The following is a 25,337-nucleotide window of genomic DNA, read 5'->3' as shown; positions in this document are numbered from 1 at the left end:
GGGCGTCACCCGCTCTCACACGTAGCGCTCTGGTTTCGGGGTGCGGGACATCAGCAGCATCGCGGCCTCGCCGGGGGTCATGCCGTCGTGCACCACCCCGACGACCACCTCGGTGATGGGCATCTCGACGTCGTGCTTCCTGGCGAGCTCCAGCACCGACTCGCACGACTTGACCCCCTCGGCGGTCTGCTTGGTCACGGAGACGACCTCCTCGAAGGTCATGCCGCGCCCAAGATTCTCACCGAAAGTACGGTTACGGGACAATGGAGACGTACATGTCGCTATGAGATCGCCCATCCCGGCGAGTCCGGCGAAGGTGTGCTGGTCGGCCCCGAGCACCACGCCCAGCCGGGAGATCTCGGCCAGGCCCCGGGTCATCAGCGTCGCGGCGAGGTTGTCGCCCATGCCCATGCCGGCCGACACCCCGACCGCGAGCGCGATCACGTTCTTGACCGCGCCGCCGACCTCGACCCCGACGACGTCGGTGTTGGTGTAGGTGCGGAACCAGGGCAGGTGGATCGCCTCCTGCAACCGGGCGGCCACCGCCTCGTCGGAGCACGCCACGACCGTCGACCCCGGCTGCCGCTGGGCCAGCTCGCCCACCAGGTTGGGGCCGGACACGACCGCGATCCGCTCCCGGGGCACCCCGCCGACCTCTTCGATGACCTCGCTCATGCGCTTGGTCGTCGACAACTCGATGCCCTTCATCAGGCTGACCAGCACCGCCCGGGGCGGCAACCACGGCCGCCACCGCTCCAGGTTCTCGCGCAGCGTCTGCGAGGGCACGGCCAGCACGACGTAGTCGGCGCCGTCCATCGCCTCGGCCGGGTCGGTGGTCGCGCGCACCGAGTCGGGCAGCCGCAGTCCGGGCAGGTAGTCGGGGTTCTCGTGGCGCTGGTCGATCGCCTCGATGAGATCGGGCCGGCGGCCCCACAGCGTGGTCTTCGTGCCCGCCTCGGCGAGAATGAGCGCGAACATGGTGCCCCACGAACCGGACCCGAAAACGGCAGCCTTGGTCATGGTGCTCACCGTACGCGGTGATTAGGCGTCAGGCGCCTTCTCACCCCGTAGCTCCGCGACGAGCAGGGTGAGGGCGCGCATGATCTCGGCGGTCGCCTCGGCCGGGCGGTCGGCGAACCCCGACAGGTCGACCGGTTCGCCGACGACCGCCTTGAAGGTCTTGCGCGGGAGGATCCGGGGCTTCTTCTCGCCGTACGGCAGCAGTTCCTGCGCCCCCCAGTGGGCGATCGGGATCACCGGGGCGCCCGTCGCCAGGGCCAGGCGGGCCGCGCCGGTCTTGCCGGCCATCGGCCACAGCTCGGGGTCGCGGGTGATCGTGCCCTCGGGATAGAACAGGATGGCGCCGCCCTCGGCCAGGCGCTCCTCCGCGTCGTTCAGCGAGCGGTTGGCGTCGGAGCTGCCCCGGTAGACCGGGATCGCGCGCAGCGCGGCGATCACCTTTCCCAGGACCGGCACCCCGAAGACGCCCGACTTGGCCAGCACGACCGGCCAGCGCCCGGAGGCGTAGAGCAGGTGGCCGAGCAGCACCGGGTCGGTCCACGACAGGTGGTTGGCGACGACGATCACGCCGCCGGTCCGGGGGATGCGGTCGAGCCGGCGCCAGTCGTGCTTCACGAGCAGCAGCGATAGCGGCTTGATGATCACGACGGCGACCGTCTCCCAGAAACGGGACGGTCGCCCGGGGCGGCGGCTCATCACCCAAGTGTCCCGGTTGGCCCGAGCCGATGTCGAGGCGCGATGCTTGGTGTCATGCAACGGCTCGGATGGACGATCGTCGTCCCCGTCAAGACCCTGATCAGGGCCAAGACCCGGCTGGCCGCCGCCGTGGGGCCCCATCGGGAGGACCTGGCGGTGGCGGTGGCCGCCGACACGGTGACGGCCGCGTCGTCGGCCGAGGGGGTCGCGCGGGTGATCGTGGTGACGGCCGACCCGAGGCCGGCGGCCGTGCTGGCGGGGCTGGGGGCGGAGGTCGTCCACGACCCGGACGTCGGGCTGAACGCGGCGCTGCGCGCGGGGGCGGCGAGCGCCACCGGAGCGGTGGCCGCCCTCCAGGCCGACCTGCCCGCGCTGCGCCCCGGCGAGCTGGCGCGGGTGCTGGCGGCGGCGGCCGAGTTCGACCAGGCGTTCCTGCCCGACGCCGCCGACGTGGGCACCGTCTTGTACGCCGTGCGCCCCGGCGTGCCCTTCCGGCCGAGGTTCGGCGGCGAGTCGCGGGCGCGGCACCTGTCGGGCGGCGCGAAGGAGCTCTGCCTGGCCGACGTCGACTCGGTCCGCCGTGACGTCGACACGATCGAGGACCTGGCCGCGGCGGCGGCGCTGGGCCTGGGGCCCCACACCGCCGCCGTGGCGCGCCTAGTGCTGTAGGTCCTCTTCCCTGACGTGCTTGGGGAGCAGGAACGACACCACGAAGGTGAGCAGCAGCATCCCGGCGACCACCCAGAGCGTGGTCTCCATCGCGGTCTCGAAGGTCTCCGGGCTGGGCACCTCGCCCAGCAGGTCGAAGAAGACGGTGCCGAGCAGCGCCACCCCGAACGCGCCGCCGAGCTGCTGCACGGCGGTGAGCGTGCCGGAGGCCGAGCCGGTCTCGTGGGGCTCCACCCCGGCGAGCACCAGGTTGAAGAAGGGCGCCATCAGGAAGCCCATGCCGATGCCGGTGAGGACCAGCGCGGGGGCGAGCTGCCAGGGGGTGACGCTCAGCCCGGCGAGCTGGAGGGTCACCCAGACCAGCACGACGCCGACCGTCATCATCAGCGTGCCGCCCTGGAGGCACGCGCGGCCGTACTTCATGAGCGGCTGGACCAGCCCGAAGCCGACGATCATGCCGATCGACCACGGGACGCCCGCCAGACCGGCCTTGAGCGGCGAGTAGTGCAGCCCGATCTGGGTGTAGAGGTTGAAGACCAGCATGAAGCCCGACATGCCGGAGAAGAAGACGAGCCCGGTGACCAGGCCGCCGTTGAAGGCCCGCTTGCGGAACAGGCTGCCCTCGATCAGCGGGTCGCGGCCCGCGCGGGTGCGCCGGCCCTGATACCAGCCGAACAGCCCGAACACCGCGAGCGAGGCGGCCAGCATCACGAACGCCCACGCGGGCCAGTCGTGCTCGCGGCCCTGGACCAGCGGGAACACCACGAGCAGCCCGGCGACCGAGGCCAGCACGACGCCGAGCAGGTCGAGCGAGGGCGGGCTGGGCGACTTCGACTCGGGCAGGTAGCGCAGCCCGCCCGCGATGGCCAGCAGGCCGACGGGCAGGTTGATCAGGAAGATCATGCGCCAGCCGGTGCCGAAGAAGTCGGCGTCGACCAGCCACCCGGCCAGGATCGGCCCCCCGACCGCCGCCAGACCCATGACCGGCCCGAACAGGCCGAACGCCTTGCCGACCTCCGACGGGGGGAACATCTCGCGCAGCATGCCGAGCCCCTGTGGCAGCATGACGGCGGCGAACAGGCCCTGAAGGGCGCGGGAGGCGACGAGCATCTCGGGCGACATCGCCAGGCCGCAGAGCAGCGAGCTGACGGTGAAGCCGACGGCGCCGACGATGAACATCCGGCGCCGGCCGAAGACGTCGCCGAGGCGGCCGCCGGTGAGCAGGCCGGTGGCCATGGCCAGGGTGTAGGCGGCGCCGAGCCACTGGAGCAGCGTCTCGGATCCGCCCAGCTCGGCCTGGATGTGCGGGCCGGCGATGTTGGTGACCATGGCGTCGATCAGGTCCATGATCTCGGCGCCGAGGATGACGAAGAGGGCCGGCCAGCGCCACCGGTAGCCCTCGGTCACCCCCGTGACGGTCGTCTGGGACATACGATTACCCCCGGGAGGAGAACAGTGTTCATAATGAAGTGAACACTGTTCTAGCATGAACAGTGTTCAGTAAGCAAGAACACTGTTCATCTGAAAGGCTTGGCTGCATGACCATGCCGACGCCCCCGTGGGAGAAGAACGATCAGGAGCCCAAGCGTCCGGCGAAGGTCCCGCTCACCCGCGACCGCATCGTCGACGCGGCCTACGTCGTGCTCGACCGCGAGGGCTACCACCGCCTGAGCATGCGCCAGGTCGCCGCCGAGCTCGGCGTCGCGGTCTCGGCGCTCTACGCCCACGTGGAGAACAAGGAAGAGCTGTTCAAGCTCATGTACGAACGCATGTTCGTCGGCGACGGCCTGCCCGAGCCCGACCCGGCCAACTGGATGGAGCAGATCAAGGACTTCGCGCGGGCCGGCCGGACCCGACTGCGCGCCCACCGCGACCTGGCCTGGATCTCCATGCAGCACGTGCCGTTCACGCCCGAGCTGATGCCCAACGTCGAGCGGCTGATGGCGATCCTGCGCTCCGGCCTGCCCGACCGGGTCGCCGCCATCGCCGGCGACCTGCTGTCGACCTTCCTCGAAGGGTTCACCCTGGAGGAGGGCATGTGGGAGCAGCGCTTCAAGGCGTCCACGCCGGAGAAGTGGGCCGAGGTCATGGAGCAGATGGAGGGCTACTTCCGCGACCTGCCGGCCGACGACTACCCGAACCTGACGGCGATGGCGCGCTACATGACCGGCGAGACCAACGACTACCGGTTCGAGCTCGGGCTCGACATCATCCTCAGGGGCCTGGCGTCCTACATCGACTACCCTGACGGCGTGCAGGCGACGGTGAAGACCTTCGACGACGAGACCCGTTCAGGGTCGGTCTACCTCGACGACGGCACCGAGGTGCCGTTCCCGGCCGCGGCCTTCGACGCGGGCCCGCTGCGGCTGCTCCGGCCGGGCCAGCGGGTGAACGTCGTGCTGGCCGACGGCGTGATCTCGTTCATCACGCTCAGCACATTTCCGGTGCCGTAAACAGGAACGGCGCCCCCGAAACCGAAATGGATCGGGTGCGCCGTTTTCCGCGTGCTGTGGCTACTTCTTCTTGTGCGCCTTCTTACCGCCCGCGTTGACCAGTTCCTTGAAATCGGCCCCCGGACGGAACTTCGGCGCCCAGCTCTCGGCGACCTTGATCGGCTCACCCGTGGAAGGGTTGCGCGCGGTGCGGGCCGGCTTGTGGGCCATTTCGAAAGCGCCGAAGCCGGTGATCGAGACCTTGTCACCGCTGGCGACGGCCTGCTGAATGGCGTCGATGACGGCGTTGATCGCTTCGGTCGCCGTCTTCTTGTCGCCGACTCGGTCGGCGATGGCGTCGACGAGTTCCTTCTTGTTCATGTGGTTCCTCCCCCTTACGCGCTTTGAAAGTAGGGGAGGAACGCGCGTTACTCAATCACCTTACGTGAATTCGCCGCCACTCGGCGTGTCGAATTCGCCGTCCAGGAAGGCGATGAAGCCCTCCAGCCGGGTGGTTGCATGGGGAATGTCGCGCTTTGCCGCATCACAGATCGCGAGCAGCCTCCGAGCGACACGTTCCCGCTCCTCCCCTGTCAAGGGTAGGTCCCGAACGCGGCGCTGCGCGTCGCGCAGCCGCCGCGCCAGTTCTTCTTCGGGGCCGGTCAGGCCGTCTTCGGCAGCCACGGCTGCCGCTCGCTCTCGTACGCCGCGATCGCGTCGGCGTGCCGGAGGGTCAGGCCGATGTCGTCGAGGCCCTCCATCAGCCGCCAGCGGGTGTAGTCGTCGATCTCGAACGACCACGTCTCGCCCGCCGCGCGCACCTGGCGCTCGGCCAGGTCGACGGTGATCTCGGTCGCGGGGTCGGCCTCGACGGCCTTCTGCAGCGTCTCGACCGCCTCGGGCGACAGGATGACCGGGAGCAGGCCCATCTTGGTGGAGTTGTTGCGGAAGATGTCGCCGAAGCGGGCGGCGATGACGACGCGGAAGCCGTACTGCTGCAGGGCCCAGACGGCGTGCTCGCGCGAGGAGCCGGTGCCGAAGTCGGGCCCGGAGACCAGGACCGAGGCGCCGGCGTAGGCCGGGTCGTTCAGCACGAACGAGGGGTCTTCGCGCCAGGCGGCGAACAGGCCCCTCTCGAAGCCGGTGCGGCTGACCTGCTTGAGCCAGACGGCCGGGATGATCTGGTCGGTGTCGACGTTGCTGCGCCGCAGCGGGACGGCGGTGCCGGTGTGGGTGACGAAGGCGTCCATCAGAGCTCTCCGGGTCAGACGAGGTCGGCGGGGGCGGTCAGCTTGCCGGTGACGGCGGTCGCCGCGGCGACCTGCGGCGACACCAGGTGGGTGCGGCCACCCTTGCCCTGCCGGCCCTCGAAGTTGCGGTTGGACGTGGAGGCGCTGCGCTCCCCCGGCGCGAGGGTGTCGGGGTTCATGCCCAGGCACATCGAGCACCCGGCCTCCCGCCACTCGGCCCCGGCGGCCTTGAACACCTCGTGGAGCCCCTCGGCCTCGGCCTGGAGCTTGACCATCATCGAGCCCGGCACGATCAGCGTGCGGGTGCGCACCTGACGGCCCTGGAGGATCTCGGCGGCGGCCCGCAGGTCTTCGAGCCGGCCGTTGGTGCACGAGCCGACGAACACCGTGTCGACCTCGACGTCGGTGAGCCGGGTGCCGGCGGTCAGCCCCATGTACTCCAGCGCCCGCTCGGCGGCCGACCGCTCGATCGGGTCGCCGAACTGCTCCGGCGCCGGGACGACCGAGCTCAGCGGCGCGCCCTGGCCCGGGTTCGTGCCCCAGGTGACGAACGGGGTGAGCGTCGCGGCGTCGATCTCCACGACCTTGTCGAAGACGGCGTCGTCGTCGGTGCGCAGGGTCTTCCAGTAGTCGACCGCGGCGTCCCACGCCTCGCCCTCGGGAGCGTGGGGGCGGCCCTTCAGGTAGGCGAAGGTGGTCTCGTCGGGGGCGATCAGGCCCGCGCGGGCGCCCGCCTCGATGGACATGTTGCAGACCGTCATCCGGCCCTCCATCGAGAGGTTCCGGATCGCCTCGCCCCGGTATTCGACGATGTAGCCCTGGCCGCCGCCGGTGCCGATCTCGGCGATGATCGCCAGGATCAGGTCCTTGGCCGTGACGCCGAAGGGCAGCGCGCCCTTGACCTCGATCGCCATCGTCTTCGGGCGGTAGGCCGGCAGCGTCTGGGTGGCCAGCACGTGCTCCACCTCGGAGGTGCCGATGCCGAACGCGATGCCGCCGAAGGCGCCGTGGGTCGAGGTGTGGCTGTCGCCGCAGACGATCGTCATGCCCGGCTGGGTGAGCCCGAACTGCGGGCCGATGATGTGCACCACGCCCTGGCCGGCGTCGCCCATGGGGTGGAGCCGGATGCCGAACTCGGCGGCGTTCTTGCGCAGCGTCTCGACCTGGGTGCGGGACACCGGGTCGGCGATCGGGCCGCGGACCGTCGGCACGTTGTGGTCTTCGGTGGCGATGGTCAGGTCGGGCCGGCGGACCGGCCGCCCGGCCATGCGGAGCCCGTCGAACGCCTGCGGGCTGGTCACCTCGTGGATGAGGTGGAGGTCGATGAAGAGCAGGTCGGGCTCACCGTCGGCGCGCCTGACGACGTGCTGCTCCCATACTTTCTCGGCCAGTGTGCGTCCCATGGTCTCCAACGCCTCCTCGCGTTATCGTCCCGTCTCTCATCATGAGACTGAAATATCGGGATATGGACACTGTATCTTCTAACCGCCACTGCTTCGGTTGCATCTCGGATAGCGAGACGGCAGTATCGGGGTATGGACAACTCTAGCGGAGTCGGCGTACTCGACAAGGCCGTCCTCGTGCTCAACGCCCTGGAGGCCGGACCGGCGTCGCTCGCGCAGTTGGTCCAGGCCACCGGGCTGGCCCGACCCACTGCTCACCGTCTCGCGGTGGCCCTGGAGCATCACCGGATCGTGTCCCGCGACACACAGGGTCGCTTCATATTGGGCCCCCGTTTGTCCGAGTTGTCCACCGCTGCGGGCGAAGATCGCCTGCTCGCGGTCGCGGGTCCCGTCCTGACCCAGTTGCGTGATCTGACCGGCGAGAGCGCCCAGCTCTACCGCCGTCAGGGCGACGAGCGGGTGTGCGTCGCGGCGGCGGAACGCGCCAGCGGCCTGCGCGACACCGTTCCCGTCGGGTCGGCGCTGCCGATGAGCGCCGGTTCCGCCGCCCAGATCCTGCTCGCGTGGGAGGAGCCCGACCGGCTCCACCGGGGCCTGCGCGGCGCCAAGTTCACCGCCGCGACCCTGGCCAGCGTCCGGCGGCGGGGCTGGGCCCACAGCGTCGGCGAGCGCGAGCAGGGCGTCGCCTCGGTGTCGGCGCCCATCCGCGGCGTGGGCGGCAAGGTGATCGCCGCCGTGTCGGTCTCGGGCCCGATAGAGCGTCTCACCCGCACCCCGGGCCGCCTCCACGCCGCGCCCGTCGTGAGCGCCGCCGACCGCATCACCGAGGCGATGCGCAGAGCCGGTGCGAACGGGGCCTGAACGGTCTGCCGAAGGAGGGCCAACCGGTTAGATGGCCTCGCCTCTTGGCCCTAGGCTGGCGGGGTGACAGATCGCATTGAGGCAGCCGCCGCTGAACTGCGTCCCCTGCTCCAGGAATTCCTTCTCTGGGTGCCCGCCAACGCACCCGAAAGCGACCCCGACCTGGTCGGCTCGGCCGCCCTGTGGCACCGCCTGAGCCAGCGTTCCGACGTGGGCCACTGGCGCCGCGACGATCTGCGCCCCCTCATGCTCGAGCGCCTGCCGCAGGTGGTCGAAGACCCCGACGCCGCCGCCGACGCGATGGTGCCCTCGCTGCGGTCCTACCTGACCTTCCTCCACGAGACCGGCCGCCTGACGGCCGGCTCCGACCGCCTCGAACTCCTGCTCAACGAGCTCGACGCGCTCGAAGACGACTTCGTCGACCGCATGGAGGACGCGATCGGCGAGACCGAGTGGGACGACGAGGACGAAGGCGACGAAGACGAGGGCCTCGGCGACTTCGAGCCCTTCGCCGACGAACTGGCCGAGCTGCCGACCCTGCGGCTGCGCCCCGACGCCGAGCTGGCCGCCGAGGCCCGCCGGGTGCCGCTGATCACCTCGGCCCGCGACCTGTCGGTCTGGATCGGCACCGACCGCAAGGTCGGCCAGTCGACCCTGCTGACCGACGCCGAGGTCGACGAGGCCGTGACGGCCCTGGCCCTGCCCGGTCCGCAGAAGTTGTGGAACCTGTGGAACCTGGCGATCGACCTCGAGTTCGTCACCCCCTCGGGCGACGACACCGTGAGCATCGACTCCGACACCGCCGCCTGGCCGTTCGACGACGACGAGGACGTCCTCGACGCCTGGATGCTCGGCCTCGGCTCGATCGACTACGGCGACCCCGAGCTCGACGACGACGACCTGACCCTGGCCCTGTCGGGGCTGACCCGCGAGACCCTGATCCGGGTGCTGCTGAGCGGCGGCCAGAAGGCGCTCGACGAGCTGCGCGAGGAGCTGGCCGAGGCGGTCCGCGACTACGACGACCTGGGCGACGCCGCGTGGGAGGCGGCCGGCGACCCGCTGGCCCCGGTCCTCGACTGGCTGACCGGCTACGGCATGGCCGAGGTCGACGGTGAGACGGTCCGGCTGACCTCCCTGGGCACCGAGGGCGTCGTCCACCTGGTCGACGAGGCCGACCTCGACATCGACGCCCGCCCGGCCATCGACGCCATGACCGCCCACGACCTGCTGTCGCTCAGCGCCGACATGTCCGAAGAGGAGGCCGACGCCGAGTTCGCCGCCTGGATGCGCCTGCGCGAGCCGGCCCAGGCCGCCGAGGAACTGCTCGGCGCGGCCGTCGAAGACGAGTCCGACGCGCTCGTCCGCGTGCAGGCCGCCTCCCTGGTCGGCCAGCTCGGCGAGGTGGCGATCCCGGCCTGGAAGAAGGCCCTGGCCGAGGAGTCGCTGCGCTCCTACGCCGCGACCCACCTGACCCAGCTCGAGGTCGACGACGCGCCCGAGCCGACCCAGGCCGACACCCACTGGCTGATCCTCGACATGTGGACCATCTCGGCGGGCCTGGGCCGCGCCGAGTTCGTCAGCAGCCTCGAGGACATCGGCCCGGCGACCGACCTGATCAGCCTCCTCGAGGTGATCTGGAAGGTCCGCCACCCCCACCTCGACGAGCTGCTGGAGGCCATCGCCGAGGCCCACCCCGACCGCAACGTCGGCAAGGCCGCCAAGCGGGCCCTGTTCAAGGCCCGCTCAGGCGACTAACGCAGGGCGAAGACCGCGCAGGTCGTGGTGCCGTGGGCGTAGAGCTTGCCGTCGTTCACGCCCACGAGCGCCCCTTCGGCGGTGGCGGTGGTCCGGCCGACGTGCAGGGTCTTCGCCTCGCAACGCAGCGGCCCGGTGTGCGCGAACGCGGGCCTGATCATGTTCACGTTGAGCTGCACGGTCGTGTACGCCCGCCCCGCCGGCAGGGCGGTCATGACCGCGCACCCGAGGGCCGAGTCGAGCAGGGTGGCGAAGTAGCCGCCGTGCACGGTGCCCATCGGGTTGTACTGATGCTCACCGGTCTCCCCCTCGAAGACGGCCAGCCCCTTCTCGACCCGGAGCATGGTGAAGCCCAGGGTGCCCGCGATGGGCGGGGCCGGAATCGTCCCGTCGAGCATGGCCTGGAGGAACTCCAGCCCCGACATCTCTGCGGCGTCGGCGGGGATCGTCGGGGGCGCCCAGGAGTGGGTCCGGCTCTGCATCGTGGTCGTCATGAGTCTAATTTTGGAACCCAGGGCTGGCCGGAGGCAAATCGTCAGCTCCAGTCGGGCAGCGGACGGTAGATCGCGATGCCCGCGTCCTCCAGTTCGCCCCTGAGGGCGAAGTAGGCGTCGCCGAACGGGTCGACGCCGTCGAGCGGCATCAGCCCGCGCCTGATCGCGACGTCGTGGGGGGCCAGTTCGGCCGCGACCGCCAGGTGGTGGCGGGCCTGGCCGGGACGGCCCTCGCGGAAGGCCCAGGCGGCGATCCGGGCGTGCAGGCGGGCGGTCCGTTCCCCCTCGGTGGCCCGGCGCAGGCTCCGGCCCGAGGCGCCCGACTCGCCGGTCAGCGCCCAGTGGCGCAGCGCCGCGACGGCCGCCTCCGACGACAGGCCGTTCATGGCGCGGAAGGCGTCGGTCGCGGTCATGGTGTCTTGAGGACGGGCGACGCGGCCCTCCTCGTCGATCCAGACCACGGTCGGCACGTTGACGACGTTGTAGAGCTCGGCCACGACGCCCTCGGCGTCGACGGGCCCGTCGTGCCACTCGGCGGCGTCGGCGCGGGACCGGTCGAGGGAGATCGGCACGATCTCCACGGGCAGCTCCTCGCCGAGGGCCAGCCAGGCCGGCAGGTCGTAGCGGCACCCGCACCACGACGCCCAGAAGACCAGCACGACCTTGCGGCCCCGCAGCGACGACAGGGTGAACCCGTCGAGGGTGAAACCGGGCGCGACGCCCAGATCGGCCGTGACGGGCTCGCCGACCGCGACGACCCCCTCGCCCGCCACCACGGGACGCCCGAGGAGCTCGGCGAACTTCACCACGTCGACGCCCTCGGCCGATTCGGCCGCGGCGGCCCGGAAGGCCGGGATGCAGGCGTCTCCCCGGCACCACCCGTGCGGCTTGCGCTCCCAGCCCATCAGCGGGACGCCGTGGGGCACCACGGCCCCGGGGATGGTCTCCACGCGTCCGTCCACCAGTAGATAGCTCATGTATCGATAGTAGCACTATCTAATCTGAGGGCAACAAAAAACGGACTTCCAGGTGGAAGTCCGTTTTCGAGGTAGCCCCGAGCGGATTCGAACCGCCGCTACCGCCTTGAGAGGGCGGCGTCCTAGGCCGCTAGACGACGGAGCCCTAGAACTGCTGGTGAGAGGGAAATCTCGTACTCCCGAGCGGATTCGAACCGCCGTTACCGCCTTGAGAGGGCGGCGTCCTAGGCCACTAGACGACGGGAGCAAAGCTGCACTACGTGCGCTGGGGTACCAGGACTCGAACCTAGAATAACTGAACCAGAATCAGTCGTGTTGCCAATTACACCATACCCCATCAGCGAACTTGTTCCCCGGGGGGCTTATCGCTCGCGACTCCGAAAGAATAGCCCAGCTCCGGGCCCACTGCCAAAACGAAAGCCGATCGCCTCGCCGACGAGCGGTGTGACAAGCTGAAAGTCCCGTTTCGCGAAGGAGTCCGGCCGATGACCAACCCGTTCCTCACGCCCAGCGCCCTCCCCTACCGGCTGCCGCCGTTCGCGGAGATCAGGGAGGAACACTACGTTCCGGCGTTCGAACGGGCCATGGCCGACCACCTCGCCGAGATCGACGCCATCGCGACGCAGACCGAGCCCGCGACCTTCGCCAACACCCTCGAAGCGCTCGAACGGGCCGGCGACATGCTCCAGCGGGTCTCCATCGCCTTCTTCAACCAGGCGGGCAGCGACACCACCCCCCGCATCCAGGAGATCCAGCAGGAGATCACCCCGAAGCTGGCGGCCCACAACGACGCCGTCGCCCTCAATCCGGCGCTCTACGCGCGGATCAAGGCCGTGCAGACCGACGTGCCGGACGAGCGGTGGCTGCTCCAGCGCTACCTGACCGACTTCGTCCGGGCGGGCGCCGAGCTCGACGACGACCAGCAGGCCCGGCTGCGCGCGATCAACGAGGAGCTGTCCGGCCTGGCCGCGACCTTCCAGTTCAACCTGCTCAACGACACCAACGCGCGGGCCGTCGCGGTCGACGACGCGGCGGCCCTCGACGGCCTGACCGCCGACGAGATCGCCGGGCTGCGCGAGACCGCGAACGAGCGGGGCCTCGACGGGAAACACCTGATCACCCTGGTCCTGCCGACCGGGCAGCCCGCCCTGTCGTCGCTGACCGACCGGTCGCTGCGCGAGCGCGTCCACCGCGCCTCCACCGGCCGAGGGGCGGCCAACGCCGACCTGATCACCCGGATCGCCGCGCTCCGCCGCGAGCGGGCCAACCTGCTCGGCTACCGCGACCACGCCGAATACGCGCTGGCCGACCAGACCGCCGGCACCACCGGCGCGGTCACCGAGATGCTCGACAAGCTCGTCACCCCCGCCGTCGCCAACGCCCGGCGTGAGCAGGCGGCCCTCGAAGAGCAGGCCGGCTTCCCGATCGAGGCCTGGGACTGGTCGTTCTACGCCGAGAAGGTGCGCCAGGCCCGCTACGACATCGACAGCGCCGCCATGCGCCCCTACTTCGAGCTCAACCGCGTGCTGGTCGACGGCGTCTTCCACGCCGCCCACCGCCTCTACGGCCTCTCGTTCACCGAACGCGCCGACCTCGTCGGCTACCACCCCGACGTGCGGATCTGGGAGGTCGCCAACGAGGACGGCTCGCCGCTGGGCCTGTTCCTGGGCGACTTCCACGCGCGGGCGTCCAAGCGCGGCGGGGCCTGGATGAACAGCCTCGTGCACCAGTCGGGGCTGACGGGTTACCGGCCGGTGGTGGTCAACAACCTCAACATCGTCAAGGGCGAGCCGACCCTGATGACCTTCGACGAGGTCAACACGATGTTCCACGAGTTCGGCCACGCCCTGCACGGCCTGTTCTCCGACGTGCGCTTCCCGCGTTTCTCCGGCACGTCGGTGCCGCGCGACTTCGTCGAGTACCCCTCCCAGGTCAACGAGATGTGGGCGACCCACCCCGAGATCCTGGCCAACTACGCCAAGCACCACGAGACCGGCGAGCCGATGCCCCGCGACCTGGTCGACCGCATGCTGGAGGCGCAGAAGTTCAACCAGGGCTTCGCGACGGTCGAATACCTGGCCGCGACTCTGCTCGACTGGGCCTGGCACACCGACTACGAGGGCGGCGACGCCGAGACCTTCGAGGTCGCCGCCCTGCGCGCGGCCGGGCTCGACCTGCCGGCCGTGCCGCCGCGCTACCGGAGCACCTACTTCGCGCACATCTGGGCCAGCGGTTACGCGGCGGGCTACTACTCCTACATCTGGAGCGAGGTCCTCGACGCCGACACGGTCGACTGGTTCACCGAGAACGGCGGCCTGACCAGGGAGAACGGCGACCTCTTCCGGTCGCGGCTGCTGTCGAAGGGCGGCAGCGCCGACCCGATGGCCGCCTTCCGCGCCTTCCGCGGCCGCGACCCGCGCATCGAACCGCTCCTGGAGAGGCGCGGGCTGCTCTGACGATCAGTAGGTGCACTGCACGGTGACGTCGTCGAGCTCGATCTCGGCGGCGTAGGGCCCGTTGTCCGTGGCCGCCATGGCGAACCGCAGCACGACGTCGGCGCGCTGCGCGGTCCAGCTCACCGTGTGGAGGGTGTAGTCGGCCCGCCAGCCGGGATACGGCACCGTCTTCAGGGCGATGTACGTCCAGGTGTCGGGATCGATCACTTCGACGTTCAGTTGGGGACCCTGGCCGCGCAGCCGCGCCCAGACGCCCGCGGTGCACCTGATGGGCCCCGGGCGGGTGATGAACGGCGTGAGGGTGATGGTGCGCCCGATCGCGCACCAGTCGGGCCGGTAGAGCACCCGCCAGTGGGCGAAGCCGGTGCCGGAGCGGGGCGGCCCGAGACCGCCGGTGTAGTAGGGCCCCCAGCACTGGTCGACGACCGTGGGCGTCCACCGGGACTCCGGATTGGTGGCGGGTTCGAACCCGTCGGTGAGCTGCCAGACCCCGGCGGACGCCGGCCCGGCCGGGGCCACCACGACCGTGGCGGCGACGGTGACGGCGATGAACGCGCGCGAGATCTTCGCACTTAAGGACATGCGCTCAGTGTGGAGGCGGGGTGACGCCCTGTGGACCCTGGTCTTTTCCGGCCGCGACCCTGGGGTGCGGGCGTCGCGGCGCGAGCCGGGAACCGGTGGTGGGCGCCGGTCACGGCGAGGGGCGGAGGCGGCGGGCGGGGCCGGGGTGGGCGGAGCCGTAACGGAAAAAGCTTTTTGAGAACGGCCGCCTGCCTCTCGCGGGGCAGGCGGCCGAGCGGTGTCAGAGCTTGGACAGGGCCGCGTTGACGCGCTCGATCGACTTCTCGCGGCCGAGGACCTCGATGGACTCGAACAGCGGGAGGCCGACCGTGCGGCCGGTGATCGCCACGCGGACCGGGGCCTGGGCCTTGCCGAGCTTGAGGCCGTGTTCGGCGCCGACCTCCTCAAGGGCGGTCTTCAGGGCGTCGGGGGTCCAGTCGGCGATGGCGAGGCGCTCGGCGTAGCCGGTGAGGATCTCGGTCGCGCCGGCCTTCATCGCCTTGTCCCACGACTGCTGGTCGTGGACGGGCTCGTCGAGGAAGAGGAAGTCGACGTTGGGCGCGATCTCCGACAGCACCGCCACGCGGGTCTGGGCCAGCTCGGCGACCTTCAGGAAGACCTCGCGGTCCCACGACGGGTCGAGGAACGGCTCGCAGTGCTCGACGAACTCGGCCAGAGAGAGCTTGCGGATGTACTCGCCGTTGAAGGCGCGCAGCTTCTTCTCGTCGAAGAAGGCCGACGACAGGTTCACCTTGCGCAGGTCGAACAGGGGCGCCATCTCCGACCACGGCATGATCTCGCGGTCGTCGCCGGGGCCCCAGCCGAGCAGCATCAGGTAGTTGACCATGGCCTCGGCCAGGTAACCCTCGTCGCGGTAGGACTCCAGGGCGACCTTGTCGCGCCGCTTCGACAACTTCTGCCGCTTCTCGTTGACGATCACCGGCAGGTGCGCCCACACGGGCGGGGTGTGGCCGAGCGCCTCCCACAACAGCTGCTGCTTCGGCGTGTTCGACAGGTGCTCCTCGGCCCGGACGACCTCGGTGATGCCCATCTCGACGTCGTCGACCACGTTGGCCAGCACGAACAGCGGCGATCCGTCGGCGCGGGAGATCACGAAGTCTTCCATCGCGTCGTTGGGGAACTCGACCGCGCCCCTGACCAGGTCTTCGACCACGGTGACGCCGGTGTCGGGGGTGCGGAACCGCAACGCGCCCTCGGTCAGGCCGCGGTCGCGGCAGTGGCCGTCGTAGCCCTTGTGCTCCGAGCCCGTGCGGGCCTTGACGTCGTCGCGGGTGCACGTGCAGTGGTAGGCGCGGCCCTCCTTGTGGAGGCGGGCGGCCGTCTCGCGGTGCTGGTCGGCGTAGGACGACTGGAAGTAGGGGCCCTCGAAGAGCGGCGAGTCCTTGTTGATGCCGATCCACGCCAGGGCCGAGATGATGCCGTCGGTCCACTCGGGGCGGTTGCGGGCGGCGTCGGTGTCCTCGATGCGGAGCACGAACTTCCCGCCGGTCTGCTCGGCGACCGCCCAGTTGAAGAGGGCCGAGCGGGCGCCGCCCACGTGGAACATGCCGGTGGGGGACGGCGCGAAGCGAACACGTACCTCAGTCACGAGAGACAACCCTGTTGGTGAGAGTTCCAATGCCTTCGATGCCCACGGAGACCTCGTCACCGGGCTTGACCGGCCCGACGCCGGCGGGAGTGCCGGTGAGGATGACGTCACCCGGCAGGAGGGTCATGACGGCGGTCACGTGGGCGATGAGCGCCGGGATGTCGAAGATCAGCTGCGAGGTGCGCCCGCTCTGCCGCAACTCGCCGTTGACCGTGGTGGTCAGCGCGAGGTCGGACGCGTCGAGGTCGGTCTCGATCCACGGCCCGAGGGGGCAGAACGTGTCGAACCCCTTGGCCCGGGTGAACTGGACGTCCTTACGCTGCAGGTCACGCGCGGTCACGTCGTTGGCGCAGGTGTAACCGAGGATGACGTCGTCAGCCCGCTCGGCCGACACGTCGCGGCACAGCCGCCCGATGACGACGGCGAGCTCGCCCTCGTAGTCGACGTGCTGGGTGAGGTTCTCGGGATAGGCGATCGGCTCGTTGTGGCCGATCACCGACGTCGACGGCTTCAGGAAGATCATCGGCTCTTCCGGTACGTCGTTGCCCATCTCCCTGGCGTGGTCGGCGTAGTTGCGCCCGATCGCCACGACCTTGGACGGCAACATGGGCGCCACCATGCGGACCTCGGCGACGGGGAACCGCTCCCCCGTCAGCGACACCCCGCCGAAGGGATGACCGTCGATCCTCGCGAGCACCTGCTCGCCCTCTTCGACCACACCGAAGGCGACCCCGCCACCAGTGGAGAACCTCGCGATACGCACCGTCCCAGGCTAGTGCCTCGTAAGGTGGCGCCATGGCATCGGTAGTGAAGATCAACGTCCTGACCGTCCCGGCCGAGATGCGGGACGACCTCGAGAAGCGGTTCGCCGGACGGGCGGGAACGGTGGAGACGGCCGACGGCTTCGAGTGGTTCGAACTGCTGCGCCCGGTCGAGGGGACCGACCGATACCTGGTCTACACCCGCTGGCGCAGCGAGGAGGACTTCCAGCGGTGGGCCGGCCAGGGGCACGGCCAGGGGCAGGCGGAGGTGCGGACGTTCGACGTGGTCCAGAGCGCGGGGCCCGCCTAGTCCTGTACAGGATCTGGACCAAAGGCCTGCGCGAGGAGATGGGGCGGGGGATACTGAGGCCATGGCCCTGCCGAGTCGCTACGCGGATGTCCCGGACCGCGCGCCCAGTTCATTGGAGGCGCTGCGCGGCCCTGCCACGGGAGTCGTCGATCTCCCTTTGAAGCTCTGCTGGTCAGGTCTCCGCAGTTTCGACCTGAGCGACCCCACGCAGTGCCTGATGATGTACCAGATCGTCATCACCGAGGGCGTGCGGGCCGATGTCGAGCACTTCCTGACGGCCGACCACCTGCTGGAAGTCTGGCCCCTGCTGCACCGGATGCTCGGGCCCGCGTACATCGAGACGTGGGAGGGGCGCTTCCCGGTCCTGCGTGAGGTGGCCGAGCAGGCGGCGCCCGCGCTCAAGGCCGAGATGCGCCGCGCCCGTGAGGCGATCGAGGCGAGACGTTCCGCCTGATGGAGATGCCGGACTTCCATCGACGCGTTCTCTCGATCGCTCTCGAAGTCTGCGACGAACATCGTCTGGTCCTGGCGGGCGGCTACGCGATGCGAGCCCACGGCCTCGTCGACCGGCCCAGCCAGGACCTCGATTTCGCCACGTTCGACGCGCCGTCCATCCCAGCGGCCACGGGGGCGATGGCCGAGACCTTCCGCCGGCACGGCTTCACCGTCGAAGAGGTTCGCGGCACCCCGCTCCTCGGCCGCCTGATCGTCATCGACCCGGTCACCGAACAGACCTGCGCGGTAGACCTCATGAAGGAACCGCTCCAGAGGGCACCCGTCAGAAAGCACGACCTTCCCGTGGCGAGCCTCGACGACATGGTGGGCATGAAGGTGGCGGCACTCCATGGCCGCAGCGTCGCCCGTGACCTCATCGACGTCGCCTCGGTTCGGGAGTTCTACAGTTTCGGTGAGCTGGAGCGCCTCGGGTCGCTCTTCGAAGACCGCTTCAGTCTGGTCAACCTCGTCGAGCGCCTGGAGACCGCGACGTATCTCGACGATCAGATCTTCGCGCAGTACGACCTGAGCGACGAGCATCTGGCAACCATCAGGCAGTTCGCGTTGGACTGGTATAACGATCTTTCTCTCAGGTTGGCCCAGCACGAGATCGCCGATTAGCGCGTTCCCGGTTCCCAGGGGTTTCTCAGGCTCCGCTGACCGACTTGACCTGCAACGCACCGTCGGCCAGCATGAGCCGCGCCCCCCGTATGGAAGGAACAGGCGTGACGCGCCGTATCCGAATCGGCGTGTTCGCCGTTCTTGTCGTGTTAGGCAGCCTGATTCAGGCCGGGCCCGCCCATGCCGTGGCGAAGACGCCCGAGTGTCAGGGCGAGTGGCTGCCCTCGACGCCGACCTCCCCCGAGGTCATGGACGGTGAGCTGGGCTTCCTCGACCTCGACCCGGTCAAGATCGGCGACAGGGTGAACTGGCGGCTCGACCCGTACAAGAACCGGTCGTGGGTCATGGTGTTCCAGTCGCTGCGCTGGGCCGGGCGGCTGGTGGCCGACTACGAGACCACCGGCAAGGCCTCCTACCTGGCCCGCGGCACCGCCGTGATCAAGGACTGGGTGGCGAAGAACCCCTATCACGGGCGGAACACCCCCAAGCTGGCGTGGGCCGAGCACACCGTCTCGTTGCGGACGCCGGTGCTGGTGTGCCTGTCGAAGCATGTCTCGGACAAGTGGCTGACCGACAGCCTGAACGCCCACGCGGCCTTCCTCAACGACAACCGCCACTACAAGTGGGGCCACAACCACGGGCTCGACGCCGACATCGCCCTGCTGGGCGTCGGCTGCCGGATGGGGAACGCGGCCTGGCGGTCCAAGGCGCTGAGCCGGATGACCACCACCACCAAGATGGACGTCGACTCCCAGGGTGTGCTGCGCGAGCAGTCGCCGCGGTACGCGATCTACTTCCACGAGCGGCTCAAGGTCGCCATGGACCGCATCCGCGAGTGCGGCCAGATGGTGCCCGCCGAGCTCGCCGCGCGGTTCGACCTGATGCCCGAGCACATCTCGGCGGCCACGATGCCCAACGGCTACCTGGTGCCGATCGGCGACGGCGCGGCCGACGTCCAGCCCTCGGCCTACGCCCGGCCCGACTCGAAGGTGCAGATCTACAAGGCCGGGTACGTCTTCGGCCGGTCGGCCTGGGACGCCAAGGACGCCTCCTACTACTCCATCCGGTACGGCCCCGGCATGAAGTTCCACGGCCACGAAGACCACCTCGGCGTCACCTACTACGCCCAGGGCCGGCCGATCCTGACCGAGGCGGGGTTCCACTCCTACGAGCCGAGCCCCTACCGGAACTGGACCCTCAGCCCCGAGGCCCACAACGTGCCGATCCCGCAGGGCCGCAAGCTGCGGCCGAGCACCCCGTCGTCACTGGTGCAGAAGACTCTCGGGAGCGACCGCCAGTCGTACACGCTGAGCGACAAGGCCTATGGCGTCAGCCGGACCCGGGCGGTGCTGGTCAACCATGACAAGAAGGACGTCATGGCGGTCCTCGACACGGTGGCGTCGGGCAAGGTGGCCAACCTCTGGCACCTCGACCCGCGCATGTCGGTCGTCGAGAACAGCGGCGGCCGGGTCGTGGTCAAGGACAACGACTGGCGGGCCTCGGTCGTGCAGTTCGCGCTGCCGGGCTGCAAGCCGGTCAAGGGCCAGAAGATCGTGACCGGGCGGCCGAAGCCCTTCCAGGGCTGGATCTCGCAGACCTACATGCAGAAGACCGCCGCCCCGGTGATCGTCTCGCCGTCGGCCAAGGGCCTGTTGACCGTGGTCGTGCCGGGCACCGCCGAGGGCTCGGTGACCTGTTCGGGGAGCACGGTCATCGCGCACACCCCGAACGGACCGGTCACTTTTAAGATCTCGGGCAAACAGTTGGTCTAGGACGTGTTTCGAAGTGCCGTGACGTGCTGGCGTGTCGTGGCCGGGAAATGAAGAAGGTCTCCGGTAAGTGGGTTGATCGACCGAGAAAGACCTGACCACCGGAGACCTCGTGGCACCCTTAGCGGTGGCGCGGCGGTTCGGCCTGAGCGATGCGCACTGGGCCCGGCTCAAAGCCGTGCTCCCCACGCCCGTGAAACCAGGCAGGCCCGCGCAGTGGACCAGACGACAGCTCATCGACGGCATCTGCTGGCGCGTAAGGGGCGGAGCGCCCTAACTGCTACCGCTCCTGGCAGGCGGTGTACGCGTTGTTCCGCCGCTGGCAACGCGCCGATGTCTGGCGGCAGATCATGACCGCATCGCAGACGGGAGCCGACGCCGCCGGGCTGATCGGTTAGGAGATCGGCGTGGACTCCACTGTCTGCCGGGCTCACCAGCACGCGGCCGGAGCCCGCAGGTCAGGCGACCGGCAGGCCGAACCACCCGGCGGGATCACCACGGAGCCGGCCGTTCACGCTCTGGGCCGCTCCCGCGGCGGCTGCTCGACCAAGCTCCACCTGGCCCGCGACAGCGGCCAAGGCCTGCTCGCGTTGGTGGTGACCGCCGGCCAGCGCGGGGACGCACCCCTCAGTTCATCCTGGTCATGAACACCATCAAGGTTCCCCGCCCAGGTGCGGGACGCCCTCGCACCTGGCGGGAGGGGGTCCGGGCGGACAATGCCCTACCCCTCCCGCGCCATCCGCGCGCACTTACGCGCCCACAGGATCAAGGCCACGATTCCCGAACCCGCCGATCGCATCGCCGGCCGACTCCGGCGCGGCAGCCGAGGCGGGCGCCCACCCGCCTTTGACCCGGCCGACTATCAGGCCCCGATCAGCAGTTGAATGCGGGATCAACCGGCTCAAACGCGACCGCGCCATCGCCACTCGCTACGACAAGCTCGCGGTCCGCTAAGAAGCCTCCGTCCAGATCGCCGCCATCAACGACTGGCTAACCCGACTTCGAAACACAACCTAGGCGCGCTCGAGCAAAGCTCTTCGGAGAAAAATGAGTGGAAGATCGGGGGATCAATTGTCGTCCGACGTGTTTTGAAACTGCTCCATCAATATCTGGAGGAGCCGCGGATCGATGCCACCGGCACTCGACTGAAGATCTGAATCGGCTCTGCCTGGAACGATGTTTAGTTGATTGATGAATCGTTCCCCGAAGTCGCTGTCCAGGCTGACCGCTACGAAGCCCAGCCGCATCTGACTATCCTGGTGATCGATACGCCCAGGAAGTGATAGCAATGCGCCTTCGCTGTTGAGGCCATAGCCCAGCATTTGGTGGAAGCGCTGATCAAGCATGCGCTTCAGGTGGGCTTCCGAAATCCGCGCGATACCAGAGATCGCTCGTCTTGACGGGTCGGTCGCGCTTGCCGCGAGATCAAAGAAGCTAGAGATGAGATATCTCGACCTGCGCCACATATACACTCGAAATGGAATGTTCCGCAGGAGGAGGCTGGGATTAGAGTTCAGCCATACCTCGTCGTACGCCCCCTTGGTGTCCGGATAAGAGAGATCCAGCTCCTCCATCCACACGCCAGATGTCCAATTGTATCTTTCGCCTTCTAAGAACAGAATCCGGCGCGGCATGTCGTCTAGCCCATGGTACGCTTGATCGAAGATCGCCGCCAGCGAACCCATCGTTTGTTCATGCCTGATGCGAATGTATCGAAGCAGAGAGTTGGCGTTTTCGAGCATCACAGCTTCGTTCGCCGACTGGAATTGATCCACATATCCGCGCTGACGCGAAAGTCCGACGAGCTCCTCAGGGGTCGCCAGCGGCCCCAACTCATCTATGTAAGCTATTCCCGTGTCGCTTGGCTTCAGAAGCAGGCTCCACGGGTTGGGAAACGTCCTGAATTTCTTCAGGAGACCTGGCGCCATCTCTTCAAAATGCTCCGTGCAGAATGCGCAGAAGCAGGTTGCCTCCACCCTGCCGGGGCTTCCGCCCATGGGCCAGAGGGTTGTCGCGTCGATTGCTGCACCTTGCAACTTGCCCGGCTGCTTAGCGCATACCTCGCGAACGATATCAATGCCCGTACCCAGGATTGCGGCTAAGACTTCACCGCTACGCGGGTTTGCCACACACAACTGAGGCGTGGCGGAGCCCAAGATATCTCTTACATTGATTCCGTCTCCGGGGATGAACGAGAGGTTCGGGCTCAGAGACAGGATGATCCCGATGCCCATTGACGCAAACTGCTGGATTGCGTCCTCGAAACCTCTCAGCACGTTAGAGATCGGCGCGTAGGTCGAGAGTGGAATTCCTCCCAGCCCGTCTACTTCGAACAATGGACCGTCATGTTCGACCACGGGCAGGCAGACAAGTTTGGGATCCACCCCCCAGAGACGCCTGAAGTTTGAGACTAATTGCGCCGGCGTCCGATAGCGCAGGACAGCCATGCTCGGTACTTCTAGAACGCCGTCTCCCGCGTTCTCCTTCACCTTGGCGATTGCCCACGTGCGTCTTGTCATTGACTGGATCCTCCCCTGGAGATGGATTGCCTACCCGCCGAGGTCACTTCGACATTTCCGCTCGGGGTTTGATTGAGATACTTGCGATTGACCATTTCCCCAAGCAGAGAATTAGCCTGATCAGTCGGCACCAGGTTGCTCAACGCGTCCAAGGCTTTTTGTCGACTCAGCCGACCTCCGACCTCTTGGCTTGCCATTTTCGCTATGACACGCAAGGCATTCACCATCTCAGGTGAAATTTGCCAATGAAGTTGGGTCTTCACAGCGGCATCGAGCTGCCTGACCTCCTCGACAGTCTCGGAAACCGCTAGATGTATTTGATCCAGCCTGGCGCCGTGGACCCTATTTCCATCTGACACGAAGTTTTTGACAGCACCGAGTTCTTGACGAAGCTTTTCGGCCTCAAGGCTTATCTTTTCCGTCTCCCTCAGCGTCTTGGCTATGTCGGCTTGGATTTTCTCGACTTCCAAGGGCGCCTTGCCCACTTCTGCGCGAATCTTATTGACCTCGGCGGTGAGCTTGTTCCGGTTGACCAGGACCCCTATCAAGATTCCAGCAACGGCAAACAACCCACTCACAGTCGCCACCAGAACCGCCTGCCACCAGGTCATGGCGAAGAGAGTACACTCCCCGCACGACATTCTCTACAATTCCACAATTACCCGAAAGAGACACGAAAAGAACCATATCTGGCACAACCGAAAACCCGCACATGCCCCTTCGGTGATCAATTCAAGCTCCGCCCATCGGAAATATGAAACGCAAATTGGTTACCATATGCGTACATTTCACTCAATTTGGAGATATGGGGCGTTTTGCTCCAATGGGTGAAATGGATCTAGAGCGCCGTCTCACAATCGAACGTGCGATCGATCGGCTATAAGGTTGGATCAAGAACTTCCAGTCAACAACCCGCAGAAACGACAAGTGCCCAGGGCCGGAGGCGCTGGGCACTGCAAGTGGTCTGAGGTCAGATCTCGTAGCCGGCCCTCAACAGGCCGAACGTCACCGCCTGCTCCAGGGCGTGCCAGGACGCCTCGATGATGTTCTCGTCGACGCCGACCGTGCTCCAGTCGCCCTTCGGGTCGCTGGAGGTCACCAGGACGCGGGTCACCGCGTCGGTGCCGTGGGTGCCCTCCAGGATGCGGACCTTGAAGTCGATCAGCTCGACGGTCGCCAGCTCGGGGTAGAGCTTCTCCAGCGCCAGCCGGACCGCGCGGTCGAGGGCGTTCACCGGGCCGTTGCCCTCGCCGGTCGCGACGATGCGCTCGCCCTTGGCGTGCACCTTCACGGTCGCCTCGCTGACGACCTCGCCCGTCGGGCGGCGTTCGACGATCACGCGCCACGACTCGACCGTGAAGTGGCGGCGGCGCTCGCCGTGGAGGGTGTCGCGGAGCAGCAGCTCGAACGACGCGTCGGCGGCCTCGAAGGTGTGGCCGCGCGACTCCAGGTCCTTGACCCGGTCGACCAGTTCGCGCGACTGCTCGCCCGTCAGGTCGTAGCCGAGCTCGCGGCCCTTCAGCTCGACCGAGGCGCGGCCGGCCATGTCGGAGACCAGCATGCGCATGTCGTTGCCGACCTCGGCCGGGTCGATGTGCTGGTAGAGGTTGGGGTCGACCTTGATCGCCGAGGCGTGCAGGCCGGCCTTGTGGGCGAAGGCGGAGGCGCCGACGTAGGGGGCGTGGGAGTTGGGGGTCACGTTGGTGACCTCGGTGATGGCGTGGGCGATGCGGGTCATGTCACGCAGCGCCTCCGGCGGCACGAGGTCGAAGCCCCGCTTGAGCTGGAGGTTGGCCACCACGGTGAACAGGTTCGCGTTGCCCGAGCGCTCGCCGTAGCCGTTGGCGCAGCCCTGCACGTGGGTCGCCCCGGCCTTCACCGCGGCGAGGCTGTTGGCCACCGCGCAGCCGGTGTCGTCGTGGCAGTGGATGCCGATCCGGGCGCTGGTCGCAACCGCGTCGTGGACGACGTCGGCGAGCTCGTCGGGCAACATGCCGCCGTTGGTGTCGCACAGGGCGATCACCGACGCCCCGGCCTCGGCGGCCGTCCGGAGCACCTCAAGGGCGTAGGCCGGGTTGGACTTGTAGCCGTCGAAGAAGTGTTCGGCGTCCAGGAACACCCGCTGACCCTCCGCACGCAGGTGGGAGACCGTGTCGCGGATCATCGCGAGGTTCTCCTCCAGGGTCGTGCGGAGGGCCAGCTCGACGTGCCGGTCATGACTCTTGGCGACAAGGGTCACGACGGGCGCGCCGGAGTCGCGCAGGGCGGCCACCAGTGGGTCGTCGGCGGCCTTCACTCCGGCCCGGCGGGTCGCGCCGAACGCGGCGAGTTGCGCGTGCTTCAGGTCGAGCTCTGTTTGAGCGCGCCGGAAGAACTCCGTGTCCTTGGGGTTGGCCCCCGGCCAACCGCCCTCGATGAAACCGACCCCCAGGGCGTCCAGGTGACGGGCGACGGCGAGCTTGTCGGCGACGGAGAGGTTGAGGCCCTCCTGCTGGGCGCCGTCGCGGAGCGTGGTGTCGTACACGTGGAAGCGGTCGTCGGCCATCTCGGTTCCTTGGGGTGATTGCGAGACAAACAAAAAGACCCCTCACGGGCGTGAGAGGTCTGCGCGCCTGGCTGGAATGATCCGTCAGCCGGCGCGCCTGCCAATAATGAGCAGACCGTTGAACATGGTGCTTG

24 protein-coding genes, 3 tRNA genes and 1 pseudogene are annotated in these 25,337 nt (G+C 68.3%); 10 read left to right on the top strand and 18 right to left on the bottom strand.

Annotated elements, in window-relative coordinates:
• Window positions 1-15 precede the first annotated feature (15 nt).
• Together AW271_RS32495 and AW271_RS32490 are read right to left on the bottom strand one after the other, a co-directional pair.
• Window positions 16-1,020, bottom strand: coding sequence for an NAD(P)H-dependent glycerol-3-phosphate dehydrogenase (locus tag AW271_RS32495; RefSeq protein ID WP_062341527.1), 1,005 nt, complete (start codon window positions 1,018-1,020; stop codon window positions 16-18).
• Between the two features lie 21 nt (window positions 1,021-1,041).
• The gene (locus tag AW271_RS32490; RefSeq protein WP_062341430.1) at window positions 1,042-1,716 is read right to left on the bottom strand and encodes a lysophospholipid acyltransferase family protein; all 675 of its coding nucleotides are present in this window, start codon (window positions 1,714-1,716) and stop codon (window positions 1,042-1,044) included.
• 54 nt (window positions 1,717-1,770) lie between these two features.
• Here AW271_RS32490 and cofC point away from each other — a divergent pair, with 54 nt between their 5' ends.
• Entirely contained in the window at window positions 1,771-2,385 is a 615-nt protein-coding gene (gene cofC, locus AW271_RS32485; RefSeq protein WP_157554861.1) for a 2-phospho-L-lactate guanylyltransferase, read from the top strand.
• Here the strand turns inward: cofC and AW271_RS32480 are convergent.
• On the bottom strand, window positions 2,374-3,816 hold the full coding sequence (locus tag AW271_RS32480) for an MFS transporter (RefSeq protein WP_062341428.1): 1,443 nt from the start codon (window positions 3,814-3,816) through the stop codon (window positions 2,374-2,376). The two genes, cofC and AW271_RS32480, sit on opposite strands and share 12 nt — an antisense overlap.
• A gap of 107 nt (window positions 3,817-3,923) precedes the next feature.
• Between AW271_RS32480 and AW271_RS32475 the strand changes: the two genes are divergently transcribed.
• Window positions 3,924-4,838 (top strand): TetR/AcrR family transcriptional regulator, encoded by a 915-nt coding sequence (locus AW271_RS32475; RefSeq protein ID WP_063818190.1) that lies wholly within the window; start codon window positions 3,924-3,926, stop codon window positions 4,836-4,838.
• A 60-nt stretch (window positions 4,839-4,898) separates the two neighbouring features.
• Here the strand turns inward: AW271_RS32475 and AW271_RS32470 are convergent, their stop codons facing one another.
• The 4 genes from AW271_RS32470 to leuC are packed head-to-tail and all read right to left on the bottom strand — an operon-like array spanning window position 4,899 to window position 7,470.
• On the bottom strand, window positions 4,899-5,198 hold the full coding sequence (locus AW271_RS32470) for an HU family DNA-binding protein (protein ID WP_062341427.1): 300 nt from the start codon (window positions 5,196-5,198) through the stop codon (window positions 4,899-4,901).
• Window positions 5,199-5,258: 60 nt separating this feature from the next.
• The gene (locus AW271_RS32465) at window positions 5,259-5,501 is read right to left on the bottom strand and encodes an SCO5555 family protein (protein WP_062341426.1); all 243 of its coding nucleotides are present in this window, start codon (window positions 5,499-5,501) and stop codon (window positions 5,259-5,261) included.
• The gene (gene leuD / locus AW271_RS32460) at window positions 5,480-6,067 is read right to left on the bottom strand and encodes a 3-isopropylmalate dehydratase small subunit (protein ID WP_062341425.1); all 588 of its coding nucleotides are present in this window, start codon (window positions 6,065-6,067) and stop codon (window positions 5,480-5,482) included. Before leuD ends, AW271_RS32465 begins: the two co-directional genes overlap by 22 nt.
• A gap of 14 nt (window positions 6,068-6,081) precedes the next feature.
• On the bottom strand, window positions 6,082-7,470 hold the full coding sequence (gene leuC / locus AW271_RS32455) for a 3-isopropylmalate dehydratase large subunit (RefSeq protein ID WP_062341526.1): 1,389 nt from the start codon (window positions 7,468-7,470) through the stop codon (window positions 6,082-6,084).
• A 132-nt stretch (window positions 7,471-7,602) separates the two neighbouring features.
• Between leuC and AW271_RS32450 the strand changes: the two genes are divergently transcribed.
• Together AW271_RS32450 and AW271_RS32445 are read left to right on the top strand one after the other, a co-directional pair.
• Complete coding sequence (locus tag AW271_RS32450) at window positions 7,603-8,331, top strand: IclR family transcriptional regulator (protein WP_030456588.1); 729 nt, start codon at window positions 7,603-7,605, stop codon at window positions 8,329-8,331.
• A gap of 63 nt (window positions 8,332-8,394) precedes the next feature.
• Window positions 8,395-10,086 carry a hypothetical protein gene (locus tag AW271_RS32445; RefSeq protein ID WP_062341424.1) on the top strand — a complete coding sequence of 564 codons (1,692 nt, stop codon included), beginning with the start codon at window positions 8,395-8,397 and terminating at the stop codon, window positions 10,084-10,086.
• On the opposite strand, the gene AW271_RS32440 is transcribed toward AW271_RS32445, so the two are convergent.
• The 5 genes from AW271_RS32440 to AW271_RS32420 form a co-directional block, all read right to left on the bottom strand.
• On the bottom strand, window positions 10,083-10,580 hold the full coding sequence (locus AW271_RS32440) for a PaaI family thioesterase (RefSeq protein ID WP_062341423.1): 498 nt from the start codon (window positions 10,578-10,580) through the stop codon (window positions 10,083-10,085). The genes AW271_RS32445 and AW271_RS32440 overlap by 4 nt on opposite strands.
• 41 nt (window positions 10,581-10,621) lie before the next feature.
• Entirely contained in the window at window positions 10,622-11,557 is a 936-nt protein-coding gene (locus tag AW271_RS42985; RefSeq protein ID WP_062341422.1) for a TlpA disulfide reductase family protein, read from the bottom strand.
• A gap of 72 nt (window positions 11,558-11,629) precedes the next feature.
• Window positions 11,630-11,702, bottom strand: a tRNA-Glu gene (locus AW271_RS32430).
• Between the two features lie 29 nt (window positions 11,703-11,731).
• Window positions 11,732-11,804, bottom strand: a tRNA-Glu gene (locus tag AW271_RS32425).
• Window positions 11,805-11,822: 18 nt separating this feature from the next.
• Window positions 11,823-11,894 (bottom strand) — tRNA-Gln (locus tag AW271_RS32420).
• Window positions 11,895-12,042: 148 nt separating this feature from the next.
• Between AW271_RS32420 and AW271_RS32415 the strand changes: the two genes are divergently transcribed.
• Window positions 12,043-14,013 carry a M3 family metallopeptidase gene (locus AW271_RS32415; RefSeq protein WP_062341421.1) on the top strand — a complete coding sequence of 657 codons (1,971 nt, stop codon included), beginning with the start codon at window positions 12,043-12,045 and terminating at the stop codon, window positions 14,011-14,013.
• 3 nt (window positions 14,014-14,016) lie between these two features.
• On the opposite strand, the gene AW271_RS32410 is transcribed toward AW271_RS32415, so the two are convergent.
• From AW271_RS32410 to AW271_RS32400, 3 genes are all read right to left on the bottom strand, one after another.
• The gene (locus AW271_RS32410; protein WP_062341420.1) at window positions 14,017-14,595 is read right to left on the bottom strand and encodes a hypothetical protein; all 579 of its coding nucleotides are present in this window, start codon (window positions 14,593-14,595) and stop codon (window positions 14,017-14,019) included.
• A 220-nt stretch (window positions 14,596-14,815) separates the two neighbouring features.
• The gene (gene gltX, locus AW271_RS32405; protein ID WP_062341419.1) at window positions 14,816-16,141 is read right to left on the bottom strand and encodes a glutamate--tRNA ligase; all 1,326 of its coding nucleotides are present in this window, start codon (window positions 16,139-16,141) and stop codon (window positions 14,816-14,818) included.
• Window positions 16,142-16,175: 34 nt separating this feature from the next.
• Complete coding sequence (locus tag AW271_RS32400; protein ID WP_062341418.1) at window positions 16,176-16,946, bottom strand: fumarylacetoacetate hydrolase family protein; 771 nt, start codon at window positions 16,944-16,946, stop codon at window positions 16,176-16,178.
• A gap of 32 nt (window positions 16,947-16,978) precedes the next feature.
• Here AW271_RS32400 and AW271_RS32395 point away from each other — a divergent pair, with 32 nt between their 5' ends.
• The 5 genes and pseudogenes from AW271_RS32395 to AW271_RS39070 all read left to right on the top strand — a co-directional run bounded on the left by AW271_RS32395 (window position 16,979) and on the right by AW271_RS39070 (window position 21,093).
• Window positions 16,979-17,254, top strand: a complete 276-nt coding sequence (locus AW271_RS32395) for an antibiotic biosynthesis monooxygenase family protein (RefSeq protein ID WP_062341417.1) — start codon at window positions 16,979-16,981, stop codon at window positions 17,252-17,254.
• Between the two features lie 61 nt (window positions 17,255-17,315).
• Window positions 17,316-17,708 (top strand): hypothetical protein, encoded by a 393-nt coding sequence (locus AW271_RS32390; RefSeq protein ID WP_063818189.1) that lies wholly within the window; start codon window positions 17,316-17,318, stop codon window positions 17,706-17,708.
• Window positions 17,708-18,370 (top strand): nucleotidyl transferase AbiEii/AbiGii toxin family protein, encoded by a 663-nt coding sequence (locus tag AW271_RS32385; protein ID WP_062341416.1) that lies wholly within the window; start codon window positions 17,708-17,710, stop codon window positions 18,368-18,370. Before AW271_RS32390 ends, AW271_RS32385 begins: the two co-directional genes overlap by 1 nt.
• Before the next feature lie 104 nt (window positions 18,371-18,474).
• Window positions 18,475-20,142 (top strand): heparinase II/III family protein, encoded by a 1,668-nt coding sequence (locus tag AW271_RS32380; protein ID WP_245653314.1) that lies wholly within the window; start codon window positions 18,475-18,477, stop codon window positions 20,140-20,142.
• Between the two features lie 142 nt (window positions 20,143-20,284).
• A pseudogene (locus AW271_RS39070) lies at window positions 20,285-21,093 on the top strand (IS5 family transposase).
• Window positions 21,094-21,206: 113 nt separating this feature from the next.
• Here the strand turns inward: AW271_RS39070 and AW271_RS40300 are convergent.
• From AW271_RS40300 to cimA, 3 genes are all read right to left on the bottom strand, one after another.
• Complete coding sequence (locus AW271_RS40300) at window positions 21,207-22,658, bottom strand: hypothetical protein (protein WP_157554859.1); 1,452 nt, start codon at window positions 22,656-22,658, stop codon at window positions 21,207-21,209.
• Window positions 22,655-23,269: a hypothetical protein gene (locus AW271_RS40295; protein WP_157554857.1), complete on the bottom strand. Its 615-nt coding sequence runs from the start codon at window positions 23,267-23,269 to the stop codon at window positions 22,655-22,657. The genes AW271_RS40300 and AW271_RS40295 overlap by 4 nt, the downstream gene beginning before the upstream one ends.
• A gap of 359 nt (window positions 23,270-23,628) precedes the next feature.
• Window positions 23,629-25,203 carry a citramalate synthase gene (gene cimA, locus AW271_RS32370; RefSeq protein ID WP_062341413.1) on the bottom strand — a complete coding sequence of 525 codons (1,575 nt, stop codon included), beginning with the start codon at window positions 25,201-25,203 and terminating at the stop codon, window positions 23,629-23,631.
• Window positions 25,204-25,337: the final 134 nt, after the last annotated feature.

Origin of the sequence: Herbidospora sakaeratensis, from assembly GCF_001570525.1 — a bacterium.
Classification (GTDB): Bacteria; Actinomycetota; Actinomycetes; order Streptosporangiales; family Streptosporangiaceae; genus Herbidospora; species Herbidospora sakaeratensis.
Note: the sequence above shows the minus strand (reverse complement) of the source record. Positions and strands in the feature narration are given on the sequence as shown.